Source organism: Kitasatospora sp. CM 4170, from assembly GCF_032110285.1.
GTDB classification, from domain to species: Bacteria; Actinomycetota; Actinomycetes; order Streptomycetales; family Streptomycetaceae; genus Kitasatospora; species Kitasatospora aburaviensis.
Map to the genome: position 1 here is coordinate 3,969,016 of NZ_CP134877.1, position 13,807 is coordinate 3,982,822.

9 protein-coding genes are annotated in these 13,807 nt (G+C 75.6%); 2 read left to right on the forward strand and 7 right to left on the reverse strand.

Features of this window, described 5'->3' with window-relative positions; all coding sequences use genetic code 11:
• Positions 1-451: 451 nt before the first annotated feature.
• The 5 genes from RMN57_RS16545 to RMN57_RS16565 all read right to left on the reverse strand — a co-directional run bounded on the left by RMN57_RS16545 (position 452) and on the right by RMN57_RS16565 (position 9,060).
• Positions 452-2,002 carry a hypothetical protein gene (locus RMN57_RS16545; RefSeq protein ID WP_313764152.1) on the reverse strand — a complete coding sequence of 517 codons (1,551 nt, stop codon included), beginning with the start codon at positions 2,000-2,002 and terminating at the stop codon, positions 452-454.
• Positions 2,003-2,352: 350 nt separating this feature from the next.
• The gene (locus tag RMN57_RS16550) at positions 2,353-4,170 is read right to left on the reverse strand and encodes a GMC family oxidoreductase (RefSeq protein ID WP_313764153.1); all 1,818 of its coding nucleotides are present in this window, start codon (positions 4,168-4,170) and stop codon (positions 2,353-2,355) included.
• A gap of 133 nt (positions 4,171-4,303) precedes the next feature.
• Positions 4,304-5,947, reverse strand: coding sequence for a succinic semialdehyde dehydrogenase (locus tag RMN57_RS16555; RefSeq protein WP_313764154.1), 1,644 nt, complete (start codon positions 5,945-5,947; stop codon positions 4,304-4,306).
• An 87-nt stretch (positions 5,948-6,034) separates the two neighbouring features.
• Entirely contained in the window at positions 6,035-7,807 is a 1,773-nt protein-coding gene (locus RMN57_RS16560; RefSeq protein ID WP_313764155.1) for a serine/threonine-protein kinase, read from the reverse strand.
• Positions 7,808-7,965: 158 nt separating this feature from the next.
• A complete protein-coding gene (locus tag RMN57_RS16565; RefSeq protein ID WP_313764156.1) occupies positions 7,966-9,060 on the reverse strand; it encodes a protein kinase domain-containing protein in 1,095 nt (364 codons plus the stop codon).
• Positions 9,061-9,119: 59 nt separating this feature from the next.
• Here RMN57_RS16565 and RMN57_RS16570 point away from each other — a divergent pair, with 59 nt between their 5' ends.
• Complete coding sequence (locus tag RMN57_RS16570) at positions 9,120-9,656, forward strand: SHOCT domain-containing protein (protein ID WP_313764157.1); 537 nt, start codon at positions 9,120-9,122, stop codon at positions 9,654-9,656.
• A gap of 43 nt (positions 9,657-9,699) precedes the next feature.
• On the opposite strand, the gene RMN57_RS16575 is transcribed toward RMN57_RS16570, so the two are convergent.
• On the reverse strand, positions 9,700-11,733 hold the full coding sequence (locus RMN57_RS16575) for a protein kinase domain-containing protein (RefSeq protein ID WP_313764158.1): 2,034 nt from the start codon (positions 11,731-11,733) through the stop codon (positions 9,700-9,702).
• A 251-nt stretch (positions 11,734-11,984) separates the two neighbouring features.
• Here RMN57_RS16575 and RMN57_RS16580 point away from each other — a divergent pair, with 251 nt between their 5' ends.
• On the forward strand, positions 11,985-12,548 hold the full coding sequence (locus tag RMN57_RS16580) for a hypothetical protein (RefSeq protein WP_313764159.1): 564 nt from the start codon (positions 11,985-11,987) through the stop codon (positions 12,546-12,548).
• A 55-nt stretch (positions 12,549-12,603) separates the two neighbouring features.
• Here the strand turns inward: RMN57_RS16580 and RMN57_RS16585 are convergent, their stop codons facing one another.
• Positions 12,604-13,731: a GuaB3 family IMP dehydrogenase-related protein gene (locus tag RMN57_RS16585; protein WP_313764160.1), complete on the reverse strand. Its 1,128-nt coding sequence runs from the start codon at positions 13,729-13,731 to the stop codon at positions 12,604-12,606.
• Positions 13,732-13,807: the final 76 nt, after the last annotated feature.

Consider the following 13,807-nt stretch of genomic DNA (forward strand, 5'->3'; position numbering starts at 1 on the left):
TGCGTGGAAGAGGTTCTCCCGATGGCCGAAGGCCTACTGCGGAGTACCGAACCGGTGCCGCCGAGACCCGCGGTGGCAACGATTATCACCTCACGCTCCGTGAGCGAAGGCCCGGCGCAGGCATGCGCACCGGCCCCGCACCGCCAGCGTGCGCGCCCCGCGCGACCGGCCCACCCGCGCCGGAACGCGACGGTGCGACCCGAAGCCGACCGACCCGACGGCGCTCCTCCCCCGGCGCCGTCACCCCAGCACCGGCGCAGCCCTGACGCCGTGTGCTGAGCGACAAAGGGCCCCGTTCCCCCGCGGGGCCCTTTGCCCTGTCCGCCCGCCCGATCCGATCCGCCGGGTCCGACCTGCGGGGTCCCGCCCGTCCCGCCCTCCGGGTCCGCCCGCGCGCCCGGCGCGGAACGGCTCCCGCGGCCCGGTCCGCGGCGCGCGCCGGCCGGGCGCGCTACGGGTGCTTGCGCCAGACGCTCGGGTCCGACGGGGTGTCGGCCGAGCCCGTCGGGGGTGCGGCGGGCGGGGCCGGGTCGCTGTGCGAGCCGATCACCTCGCTCACCCCGAGGCCCGGCGCGAACGGCTCCGCCGCGGGCCCGGGCACGGCGCCGGGCACGGAGCCGGGCGCGAGGTCGGCGGCGTCCAGGGGGCCGCCCTGCGGGGGCACCGCGGCGACCGGGCCGCCGGGTGCGCCGCCGCGGACCGCCGTCAGCAGCGGCGGCAGCGCGAGCGCACCGACCGCCGCCCAGACCGCATTGGCCGCCAGCAGAGTGAGAAGGACGAGGCCGATCGACTCCTCCGAGCCGCCGTCACTCGTGCGTCCGCCGTACGTCGCGGTGGAGCCGGACGAGACCAACGACCCCGCAACCGACATCAGCAGCGACAGACCCACCGCGTAGAGGACCGCCAGGCGGAGCCGGTCGGCCGCGTCCAGGCGGCGGCGGTAGGCCGTCCAGCCGAGGTGGGCCGCCGCGGCCAGCGCCAGCAGACCGGCCCACCGCCAGTCGGCCGTCTCACCGTTCAGGTCGAAGAAGGAGAGGTCGTCGGAGTCCGACCGGTCCCAGGAGGGCGTGGCCGAGCGCTGGTACTCGCTGGTCGTCCGGAACGTCGCCCCCGAGCCGAAGCCGAGCAGCAGCAGGCCGGCATTCGGCAGGAAGGCCACCGAGACACCGGTCTGCCAGCCCTCGGCGTGGACCGCGATCAACACGAAGGCGACCACCGCGGACAGGCCGACCGAGAACGCGAGCGCACGGCCCGCCGTCAGACCCGCCACCGCCCAGCCGCGCACCGCCCGGTTGCGCCAGGCCGCCCAGCGCAGCGCGTCGGTGCCGTGGACGGCGAAGGCGAGCAGCCCGGCGAGCAGCGCGGTCCAGCCGACCGCCTGCAGCCAGCCCGCGTCGGTGGTGAACGTCGCCCGGCCGACCAGGCCGCTGTAGTCGAAGTCGCCGGGACGGCCACTGCCGCGCGACCCGCCCGGGTGCCACTCGGCACCGGCGACGAGACCGAACAGCAGCGTCACGCCGCCCGCGACCAGTGCGGTGCGCAGCGCCTCGCCGGCCGCGTACCGCCGGGTCTGCTGCTCGCCGGTCCGGGCCCGCCGGGCGCGCGCACCCGCGCGCAGGCCCCACCAGAGCGCCAACAGCCAGGCCGCGGTGACCGTCATCGGCACCAGCCGCGCCGTCGTCCCACCGGTGCTGGTGCCGGAGCCGCGCAGAGTGCCGAAGTCCACCCCCAGCCGGAACGGTGCGCCGAGCGCCGCCAGAGCCATGGCCAGCGCGGAGCCGAAGCGGTCGCCGAACCCGGGCGCCTCGAAGAGGAAGGAGTAGCTGTAGCCGTCCGGGATCGCGGCGATCAGGGCGGCGAGCAGGAGCACCACCGTCGGCGCGATCACCGCACGCAGCGCCGGGCGCCAGTCCTCGCCGGTGAACCGGCGCAGCACGGCCGACTGCGCCCCGGCCGGGTCGTACGGCCGGCCGGCGCCCCAGCTGCCCCCGGCGGGCGGCACGGCGGGCGGCGGGTACCCGGGCGCGGCGGGCTGTGCGGGTGGAGCCGGCGGCACGGCGGGCGGTACCGGCGGAGCCGGCGGCACGGCGGGCCCCGCCGTCGGGGGCGGCGGCACCGCCGGGGCCGCGGGTGGGGCGGGCGGCGGCGGGGGCGGCGCCAGTGGCCGTCCGCACGAGGCGCAGCCGAGCGCCCCCTCCGCCGAAGCCGCACCGCACGCTGCACAGATGGCCATGAACCGCGTTCCCCCCGGTCGAACGAGCCCCTGGTCCCCCCAGGGAGCCCGTTTATCCCATCGTGCCCGGAGGGATGTCAACCGGCGCCGGCGCGCCACCCACCACTCCTGACACGGAATCAGGAATCCTTCGTCTCCGCCTTCTTCGGCACCTTCGGGACGGCCAGCAGCGGCAGCCGCAGCGCGCCGAAGGCGTCCGCCGGCACCGCCGGACGCACCGGCACGACCGGCACGACCCGGCGGTAGGCGTCGCCCGGAGCCGGGCGGAGGTCCTCCTCGCCCTTGTTGGGCCACATCGACATGGCGCGCTCGGCCTGCGCGGTGATCGTCAGCGAGGGGTTGACCCCGAGGTTGGCGGAGACGGCCGCGCCGTCCACCACGCTGATGCCGGGGTGGCCGTAGAGCCGGTGGTACGGGTCGACCACGCCCGTCTCGGCGGAGTCGCCGATCGGGCAGCCGCCGAGGAAGTGCGCGGTCATCGGGATGTCGAAGATCTCGCCCACGGTGCTGCCCGCGAAGCCGTTGATCTCCTCCGCCAGCGCCCGGGCGCCCTGCTCGGCGGCCGGGATCCAGGTCGGGTTCGGCGCGCCGTGGCCCTGGGTGGAGGTCAGCTGCCCCTTGCCGAGGCCGGTCTTCTTGAGCGAGACGGTGATCGAGTTGTCCAGCGACTGCATCACCAGGCCGATGATCGTCCGCTCCGACCAGCGGCGCTGGTTCATCGAGCGGGCGAAGGTGACCGGGTGCCGGACCGAGTTACCCAGGTAGCGCAGCCAGCGCGGCCCCTTCCCGGCACCCTTGACCTGCGCGATCGAGAGCGCGCCCATCGCGTTGGAGCCCTTGCCGTAGCGCACCGGCTCGATGTGGGTGTTCTCGTTCGGGTGGATCGAGGAGGTGATCGCGACGCCCTTGGTGAAGTCCGCCCGGCTGCCGTACCGCCGGTCGGTGGTCTGGGCCCCGACCAGCGCCTCCGAGTTGGTCCGGGTCAGCTCGCCGAGCCGCGCCGACAGCCGCGGCAGGTGGCCGCCGTCGCGCATCCGGTGCAGCAGCGACTGGGTGCCGTAGGTGCCGGCCGCGACCACCACCCGGGCGGCGGTGATGGTGCGCGCCCCCGCCTTGACCCGGTCGGTGGTGGAGCGGGCGTCGGTGCGGCGCACGTCCACGGCGAAGCCCTCGTTCCCGCGGGCGTCGCGGTACTCGCGGATCCGGGCCACCGTGGTGAGCGGGTGGATCTCGGCGCCGCCGCGCTCGGCCAGGTGGAGGTAGTTCTCGGTGAGCATGTTCTTGGCGCCGTGCCGGCAGCCGGTCATGCACTCGCCGCACTCCACGCAGGCCTTGCGGGCGGGGCCGGCGCCCCCGAAGTACGGGTCCGCGATCTCCTCACCGGGCGCCGCCTTGGCGCAGCCGTCTGCGTCCTTGCCGTCGCCGAAGAACACCCCGACCGGCGCCATGTGGAAGGTGTCGCCGACGCCCATCTTCTCGGCGGCCGCCTTGAGGTGGACGTCGGACGGGGTGACGGTCGGGTTGAGCCGTACGCCGAGCATCCGCTGCGCCTGGTCGTAGAACGGCGCCAGCTCCTCCTGCCAGTCGGTGATGTGCCGCCACTGGCGGTCCTCGAAGAACGCCTTCGGCGGCACGTACAGGGTGTTGGCGTAGTTCAGCGAGCCGCCGCCGACCCCGGCACCGGCCAGGATCAGCACGTTGGCCAGCAGGTGGATGCGCTGGATGCCGTAGAGGCCGAGCTTCGGCGCCCACAGGTACTTCGCGAGGTCCCAGGAGTTGCGGGGCAGCTCGTCGCGCTCGAAGCGCCGCCCGGCCTCCAGGACGGCGACCCGGTAGCCCTTCTCGGTCAACCGCAGCGCGGAGACCGAACCACCGAAGCCGGAGCCGACCACGACCACGTCGTAGTCGAACTCCGCCTCATCGCGGGACCCCACCATGTGCCTTGCTCCTTCGGGAAACGAAACGCGACGACGAAACGCGGAACGGACGCGCCCCGGCCCGGGACGGCCGCAGACGGGGTCGGCCGCACACCGGGCCGGACGGGACCGGCCAGGACCGGCCAGGACCGGCCTACTTGAACCGCAGGGCCTTCAGCACCCGCAGCCCGCCGGTGAACACCGCGGCGAACTGCCGGTCGTCCAGGCCGAAGGCGGGCGCGATCGGTATCAGCCGCTGGCTCGCGATGGTCTGCGCCTCGGTGTACCGCAGGATGCCCTCGGCGCCGTGCCGCCGCCCGAGCCCGGACTCGCCCATGCCGCCCATCGGCGCCGAGACCGAGCCGTACGCCGCCGCGTAGCCCTCGTTGACGTTGACCGTGCCGGTGCGCAGCCGGGCCGCCAGCTCCCGGCCGCGCCGCAGGTCCTTGGTCCAGACGCTGGAGTTGAGGCCGTACGGGGTGGAGTTGGCGGCGGCGACCGCCTCGTCCTCGGTGTCGAAGCGGTAGACCGAGACCACCGGGCCGAAGGTCTCCTCGGCGCAGACCGCCATGTCCGGGGTGACGCCGTCCAGGATGGTGGGCTCGTGGAAGAACGGGCCGAGGTCCGGCCTGGCCCGGCCGCCGGCCACCACGGTGGCGCCGGCCTTGACCGCGTCCGCCACGTGCCGGACGGTGGCGTCCAGCTGCCGGACGGAGACGAGCGAGCCCATGTCCGCGCCGTAGGCGAGGCCGCCGCCGAGGCGCAGCGCGCGGGTGCGCTCGGCGAACCTCGCCAGGAACTCGTCCGCCACCGAGCGGTGCACCAGCAGCCGCTCGATCGAGATGCAGAGCTGGCCGGCCGAGGAGAAGCAGGCGCGGACGGCGCCCTCGGCGGCCCGGTCGAGGTCGGCGTCGGCCAGGACCAGCATGGCGTTCTTGCCGCCGAGTTCGAGCGAGGCGCCGACCAGCCGGGCGGCGGCGCGCTGGGCCACCTCGCGGCCGGTGCGGGTGGAGCCGGTGAAGGAGACGTAGTCGGCGTGCTCGACCACGGCCGGGCCGATCACCGGGCCGTCGCCGATCACGACCTGCCAGAGGTCGGCCGGCAGCCCGGCCTCGATCAGCAGCTCACGGGCCCAGAGCGCGGTCAGGGCGGTCTGCGTGTCCGGCTTGTTGACCACGGCGTTGCCGGCCGCGAAGGCGGGCAGCGCGTCGCCGATGGAGAGCTCCAGCGGGTAGTTCCACGGCGAGATGTGCCCGATCACGCCCTTCGGCCGGCGGGCCTCGATCGCCTGGGTGAGCACCGGCAGCGCGCCGCCGTGCCGCTTGTCCCGCAGGTAGGAGTGCGCGGCGCGGCCGTAGTGGCGGGCGGCCATGGCGACGGCCAGCACCTCCTCGAAGGCGTGCAGCCGGGCCTTGCCGGTCTCGGCCTGGATCAGGTCCAGCACCTCGTCCTGCCGCTTGAGCAGCAGGTCGTGGAAGCGCAGCAGAACGGCGGCGCGGCGGCGCACGGGCAGTGCGGCCCAGGCCGGCTGGGCGCGGCGGGCCAGCTGGAAGGCGACCTCGACGTCGGCCGGCGTGGACTGCGGCAGGCCGGCCAGGCGCTCGCCGGTCAGCGGGGCGACGGTCTCCACCAGGGCCGGCTCGCCGGCCGCGGTGACGCCGGCGGCGAGGCGGGCGACCAGCGACGCCGGGACGGCCGCGGCGACGGTGCGGCCGCCACCGGGAGCGGCGGGGTTGCGGGCCGCGGTGCCGGCGCCGGGCTGCTCGATGACCGTGGCATCTGCTGTGAGGTCCGTCATACGGCGCAGCCTAGGCGGTCGACGGCCCGATCGGTACCCGTCGGTAACAAGTATCTGCCCCGATCGGGCGCAAGCGGTCGTCCGTCGTCAGCGGGTCGGCGTGAAGTAGTGCAGCACCGTGTTGAAGCGCTGCTCGGCCTCGTTCCACTCGGTGCCGCGTTCCGGGCTGGACGAGTAGATCGCGTAGCTGGTGCCGTCGTCGTCGATGAACTCCGCCTCGATCGCCCGCCGCCGGCCGCCCTCCTTGGCCGCGTAGCTGAACTCCCAGACCGCCGCGTCGTGCCCGTTGACCGCGACGCCGGTCAGCTTGTGCTGGCGGTAGTCCTTGAGCTTGGAGACGGTGGCCTCCATCTGCCGCAGGTGCTCCAGCGGCTTGACGGACTGGCCGACGGTGACGGCGAACTGCAGGTAGTGGGTCCGGTTGTCCGGGCTGTAGAAGATCTGGTTGGCGGTGTCCGTGCTGCGCTGCCAGGCCGGCTTGGCGACCGGCAGCGGGAAGCGGAAGCCGGCCGGGTCGTCCACCCACTGGAAGCCGGTGGGCGGCGGGTCGGCGGTGCCGGAGGGCTGCGGCTCGCCCGAGGCGGTCGGCGCCGGGTCCACGACCGGGGCCCCGGAGTGCCGGGTGGCCAGGAAGGTCGCCCCGGCGGCCAGGACGGCCACCGCCAGCGCGGCCACGGCGAGCCGAAGCACGTTGCGGCGCTTGGCCGGACCGCGCGCGGGCGCGACGGGGTGCACCACCGGCGCGATCGGTGCGGTGCGCGCCGCGGCCGCCTCCGGCGTCACGACCCCGGCCGTCCCGAGCACCCCCGGTACGGCGGGGCCCGCGCCGCCCGGTTCACCGCCGACGACGGGTACCGACCCCGTGTCGGCCACGGTGGCCGGCACCTCCGGCCGCGCCGCGGTCGGCGCCTCCGGCTCGGCGGCCGGGTCCGACCCCTCCGAACCCTCGGTCCGGTCCACCACCGGTACCGACTGGGTCGGCGTCTTCACCGGCGCGACCGGCTTGAAGCCCATGGTGTGCCCGGCCTTCACCTCGGCCAGCATCCGGGCCGCCTCGTCGGCGGTCGGCCGGTCGGCCGGGTCCTTGGCCATCAGCGCCGCCAGCACCGGGCCCAGCGCCCCGGCCCGGCGCGGCTCCGGCAGCGGGTCGCCGACGACGGCGGCGAGCGTGGTCAGCGGCGAGGTCCGGCGGAACGGCGACTCGCCCTCCACCGCCGCGTACAGCGTCGCCCCGAGGCCCCAGAGGTCCGAGGCGGGGCCCGGCCGCTCGCCCTGGGCCCGCTCGGGCGCCAGGTAGTCCGGCGAGCCGACCAGGTCGCCCGGCCGGGTCAGCTCGGTCGAGCCCTCGTACGTCGCGATGCCGAAGTCCAGCAGCACCACCCGCCCGGTGCCGCGCTCCAGCAGGACGTTGGCCGGCTTCACGTCCCGGTGCAGCACGCCCAGCTGGTGGCCCCGGTGCAGGGCCGCCAGCACCTGGTTGCCGACCTCGGCGGCGGCGCGCGGCTGCAGGGTGCCGTCCTGGCTGATCACATCGGCCAGCGAGCGGCCGTCGACCAGCTCCATCACGATCCACGGCCGGCCGTCGTGCTCCAGCACGTCGTGCACGGTGATCACGCCCGGGTGCTTGATCCGGGCGGCCGCGCTGGCCTCCCGCTTCATCCGGGCGTGCAGGATCTGGAGCTCCTCCTCGGGGAGGTGGCTGACGGTGAGCTCCTTGACCGCGACCTCGCGGTCCAGCATCCGGTCCCAGGCCCGCCAGACCGTGCCCATCCCGCCACGGCCCAGGCGGTCGCCCAGCTCGTACCGCCCGGCCAGCAGCCGCTCCGCCTCGGCCGCGTCCGGCCGGTCCTGCACGCCCATCGGCGACCGCTCCCCCTCATCCACCTGCCGTCACCGCGACGGAGGGCCTGGTGCAGACCACAGTTCGAACAAATCCCACGCACACATTAGGCGGCCCGCCCCCGCCCCGGTAATCTCCCCCGGCGCCAGGGCCGGCCGCGGGCGCCCGGCGGGCACCGTCAGCCTGCGAACATCACCACGGCGGCCACGCCGAGCACCAGCAGCAGGAAGACCCCGCCGACCAGGACCGGGCCCAGCAGCGCCGGTGGAATCCGCGGTGGCCGCACCGGCGCCGGCCCGGCGTCCGCCGCCACCGCCTCCCGGTCCGCACCGCCCCGCCCCCGCCGACGCGGGGTCAGCGGCACCAGCGGGCCCTCCGGTCGCACCGCGAGCACCCCGGCCGCCCGCTCGCCGTCGGCCGGCTCGGGCACGCCCACCAGCAGCGCCGCCAGCTCCCGGCGGACGGCCGCCGCGCTCGGCCGCAGGGCCGGGTCCGGCTGCAGCAGCCGCTCCGCCAGCGGCGCCAGCGGCCCGCACGCCGTCGCAGGCTCCCGCCGGCCGTCCCGCACCGCCGTGACCAGCTCCGGCACGCCCGGCTCGGGGAACGGCGAACGGCCGGTCACCAGCCGCTGCAGCAGCACACCGAGCGCCCAGCAGTCGCCGGCCGCGCCGCCGTCCAGCGGCCAGCGCTCCGCGACCGGCCCGACCAGGGCCGCCCGCACGTCGTAGCGGCGGCGCCCGGCCGGACCGCCCAACTCCTCGGCCAGCGCCTCCTCGGCCACCCCGGGGAGCAGCCCGCCGAGCATCGCCGCGCCGTCCTCGCAGACCAGCACCGAATCGACCGTCAGATTGCCGTGCGCGAGCCCGGCCTCGTGCAGCGCCCGCAGCGCGCCCGCCAGATCGGCCGTCACCTCGGCCACCCGGTACGGCGGGAGCGGCCCGTCCGCCACCAGCTCGGCGAGCGTGACGCCGACCGGCGCCTCCTCGACGGTCCAGAGCACGTCGCCGTCGACGAACGCCCCGGCCCCCTGCAGCAGCCGGGGATGCGTCGGCGCCGCGGAGCCGGCGGCCGCCACCTTCCGCACCAGCCGCTCGCCCTGCTCGGGCATCGGCTCGTCGGGTTCGTGACCGCCCGTCAGCACCGGCGGCAGCTCCAGGCCGCGCAGCCGGACGGCGCCGCCGGTCCGCTCGTCCACGGCGAACGCACGCAGCGCCTCCGGACGGTCCGTCAGACGGTAGCGCCCTGCCAGTATCCGCCCCGGGCCCGCTCGCATGCGTGTTCCTCTCGCTCGCGCCCAGCCTAGGGCCTGGCCGCCGCATTAGGCTCGATCCCATGGACTGGACCGATCTGATCGACACGGCCTTCGACGTGGCCGGCAACAGCAGCAGTAGCACGCGGGCGGAGGCTCTGCGCACCGTCGAGGCAAGCGTCGCGGCCGACGAGAAGCCGGTCGCGTCGACGGCCGGGCGCCATCCCGACCACTTCCGCAAGGGGGTACTGGTCCTCACGACCCACCGGCTGCTCTTCCTCAAGGACGGCAAACCGCCCGTCCCGGTTCCGCTTTCCGCGGTCACCGACGCGACCGTGACGAAGAGCCGGATCAACGGCGAGGTGCTGCTGGTGGTCGCACTCACCGGCTCGCACCGGTTCGAGGACGTGATCAAGGCCGAGGTCTTCGCCGAGCAGGTCCGCGCCGCCGCCCGGTTGGCCCGGGAGGCGGCGCAGAAGTCCCAGGCCGCCGCGCCGGCCGCGGCGCCCTCCTCCGGCGCCGACCTGCTGGACCAGTTGGAGCGCCTCGCCGCCCTGCACACCGCCGGGGCGCTCACCGACGAGGAGTTCAGCCGCGCCAAGCAGCGCCTGATCGGCTGACCACCCGGCGCCGGGGCCCCTGGGGCGCGAGCCCCTGGGGCACCTAGGGCGCGGGCTGGAAGGTGCTGAACACGACGTCCCGGACGCTCGCCTGCGAACCCCAGTCCGCGTCCGGCACGATCCAGTAGATCGAGTAGCCGTACTTGGCCGGGGTGCCGGTGACGAAGCCCCGGTTGAGCGAGTGCATCCTGGGCGTGCCGTTGGTCCACTCCCAGTCGGCCGCGTTGGTCCACTGCCGGTAGGTGATCGCCGCCAGGTTCACCCGCTGGTAGTTGCTGACCTGCCCGCGCACCGAGGGCTCGGACTCCTGCCAGTCGGCGACGGCGCTCGGGCCGGGCGTGGTGGTCCACTCGATCCGCAGCTGGCTGCCGTTGGCGCCCTTGAAGATGCGGCGGTTGGAGTCCGACCCGGCGGGCTGCAGCCAGTCGGGCAGCGCCACCGAGAATCCGGACGGGTCCTTGTACTCGCGGAACCCGGCGGGCACCGCCGGTCCGGCCGGGGTCGACGCCGCCGCGGAGGACGGGGCCGCCGGGCTGCCGGCCGCCGTGGTGGGAGCCGTACCGGACGGGGTGGCGCCGCCGGGCGCGGCCGCGGTCTGCCCGGGGGACGCCGGGGGCGCCGCCCCGCTGGGCGCGGCCGACGGGGTGGTCCCCGCGGGCGTGCCCGCCGCCGGGGTGCTCGCCGACGGGGCCGGGGACTCCTGCGCCGCCGGCGAGGTGCCGGTGGCGTCCGCGCCGGTGGTGGCCGCCGAGGCGGAACCGTGGCCGGCACCCTTGGGTGACCGCTGGTCGGAGCCGCCGAAGGCCTGCACCACCGCGACCACGCCGGCGATCAGCAGCAGCACCACGACCGCGGTGGCCACGGCCAGCCGCCGCCGGCCGGTGCGCGGGTTGGCGCCGGCCGCCTGGGTCGCGCCCAGGGTCCACTCGCTGGTCACCGGCCGGATCGGCTCGGCCGGCGGCGTGGCGGCGCGCTCGGCGGCGTCACCGGCGCCGCGCGGCTCCACGGCCGCCGCACCACCGGCAGCGGCTCCGGCCGCCGGCTGCTCCTCGTCCTTGGCCCGGCTGCCGACCCGGACGGTGCCGAGCAGTCCGCCGACCGGCGGCTTCCCGGCCGGCTTCGTCGGCTTCGCGGGCTTCGCCCCGCCTTCGGGCTCGTCCGCCGACTTCTCGCCCTCGGTGGCGGCACCGGTGCCCGACGCCTTCACCGGCATCGCGTGCTCGGTGGTCGACTCCGCCCGCGCGGTGGCCTCGGCGACCACCCGCTTGAGCATCGACCGGGTCTGCGAGGCGTCCAGCCGCTCGCCCGGGTCCTTGGCCAGCAGCCCCTCGATCACCGGCCGCAGCGGCCCGGCGTTGAGCGGCGTGCTGAGCTCCTCGGTCATCACCGCCGTCAGGGTGGCCAGCGCCGAGCCCCGGTCGTACGGCGGCCGCCCCTCGACCATCGCGTACAGCGTGCCGCCCAGCGACCAGAGGTCGGCCGGCGGTCCGGGCTTCTGCCCGCGGGCCCGCTCCGGGGATATGTACGAGGGGGCGCCGACCAGCATGCCGGTGGAGGTCACCGAGGCGTCCCCCTCCACGCTGGCGATGCCGAAGTCGGTGAGCACCACCCGGCCGTCCTCGCCGATCAGCACGTTGGACGGCTTCACGTCGCGGTGCAGGATGCCCAGCGCATGGGCCGCGACGAGCACGCCCAGCACGTCCAGCGCGATCTCGGCCGCCCGGGCGGGCTCCAGCGGCCCGTCCTCCTTGATCACGTCGGCCAGCGAGCGGGACTCGACCAGCTCCATCACGATCCAGGGCCGGTCGTCCTCCTCGACCACGTCGAAGACGGTGACCGCCGAGTTGTGCCGGATCCGCGCCGTCGCCTTCGCCTCGCGCAGCGTACGGACGATCAGCCGGTGCTTCTCGTCCTCCTCGACGCTGCCGTTCATCCGCAGTTCCTTGACCGCGACGATCCGGCCGAGCATCTCGTCCTCGGCGCGCCAGACGGTGCCCATGCCGCCGCGCCCGAGCACGGCGTTCAGCCGGTATCGGCCGGCCAGGAGCCGGCCGGTGGAACCCTGCGCCTGGGTCATTCGGAACGTTCCCCCATGTGGTGCTGGCCGGTCGTGACGACGCATCGGCCCGACGCCGGGCCCGAACGCCAAGCCTCCATCATCCCCTGTCCCGCGGGGTCACGACCACCCGCCCCCCGGCCACCCTGGCTCCGCACCCGGCGGGAACCGGCGCTCCGTGCCCGATCTGTGATCGAAAACGCTGTTCGAGCACGCCGGGGCGCTGCTACCGTTCGGCAGCTCACAGTCTTTCCGGGGGGATCTCGACGCCCATGACCGCACCCGCAGAAGGCGCTGACGGCCAGTCGGGACGGCCGCGGACGGCCCAGCACTACTCGGTGGCACCGGCGCAGGACGCCCCCGAGGGCTACGTCGCCCCGGGCATGCCCGGCACCCCCGCGGCCGACTACCCGCCCGCCACCGCCGCCGGGCGGGCCCGCCCCCGCCGGACCGGGGCGGCGGTCGCGGCCGCAGTCGCCGCGATGCTGGCCGGCGCGGCCGCGTACGGCACCGCCCCGGCCCGGGCCGGGGACACCATCGGCTGGCTGGCCATCGCCCTGGCCGCCGCCGTCGCCTGGCCGCTCAGCCGGCTCGGCGGCCGCAACCGCCTGCTGCCCCCGCTCGGCGCCCTGCTGGCGGCCGGAGCGCTCTTCCTCGGCCAGCTGCTCGGCCAGACGCTGCGGCTGCACGACCTGGCCGGAACCCCGTACGGCGAGCTGCTGCACGGCGCCCTGACGACCTGGCGGGCCGAGCGCCACCCGCTGGACCTCGCCTTCTACGGGATCGCCGTGATCGGCGGCTTCCTGCTCACCCGCCGCACGGCCACCCCCAGCTGACGGCAGGGCCCCCGCCGGATCGCGTCCGACGGGGGCCCTGCCGCGGTCGTGCGGCTCAGCGGTGGTTGAGCGCCGGGTTGACCGTCACCTCGACGCGCTGGAACTCCTTGAGCTCCGTGTAGCCCGTGGTGGCCATCGCCCGGCGCAGCGCGCCGAACAGGTTCATGGTGCCGTCGGGGGTGTGCGACGGGCCGGTGAGGATCTCCTCGGTGCTGCCGACGGTGCCGAGGTCCACCCGCTTGCCGCGCGGCAGCTCCTCGTGCACGGCCTCCATGCCCCAGTGGAAGCCCTTGCCGGGCGCGTCGGTGGCGCGGGCCAGCGCGGCACCGATCATCACCGCGTCGGCGCCGCAGGCGACGGCCTTGGGGATGTCGCCGCTGTAGCCGACGCCGCCGTCCGCGATCACGTGCACGTAGCGGCCGCCGGACTCGTCCATGTAGTCGCGGCGGGCGGCCGCCACGTCGGCGACGGCGGTGGCCATCGGCACCTGGATGCCGAGGACGTTGCGGGTGGTGTGGGCGGCGCCGCCGCCGAAGCCGACCAGCACGCCGGCCGCACCGGTGCGCATCAGGTGCAGCGCCGCGGTGTAGGTGGCGCAGCCGCCGACGATGACCGGGACGTCCAGCTCGTAGATGAACTGCTTGAGGTTGAGCGGCTCGGCGCCGCTGGAGACGTGCTCGGCCGAGACGGTGGTGCCGCGGATGACGAAGACGTCGACGCCGGCGTCCACGACGGCCTTGGAGAACTCGGCGGTGCGCTGCGGGGAGAGCGCGGCGGCGGTGACCACGCCGGAGTCGCGGACCTCCTGGATCCGCTGCTTGATCAGCTCGGCCTGGATCGGGGCGGAGTAGATCTCCTGCAGGCGGCGGGTGGCGGCGGCCTCGTCCTGGATCGAGGCGATCTCGTCCAGGAGCGGCTGCGGGTCCTCGTAGCGGGTCCAGAGGCCTTCCAGGTTGAGCACGCCCAGGCCGCCGAGGCGGCCGATGGCGATGGCCTGCTGCGGGGAGACCACGCTGTCCATCGGGGCGGCCAGGAACGGCAGCTCGAAGCGGTAGGCGTCGATCTGCCAGGCGATCGAGACCTCCTTCGGGTCACGCGTACGGCGGCTGGGGACGACGGCGATGTCGTCGAAGGAGTACGCCCGGCGGCCGCGCTTGCCTCGCCCGATCTCGATCTCAGTCACTTCGAGCCCTTCTGGTTTGTTGCTCATGCCCGCCGGGTCACCCCGGCCGCCCCCCAGTATCCCGCACTGGTTGCCG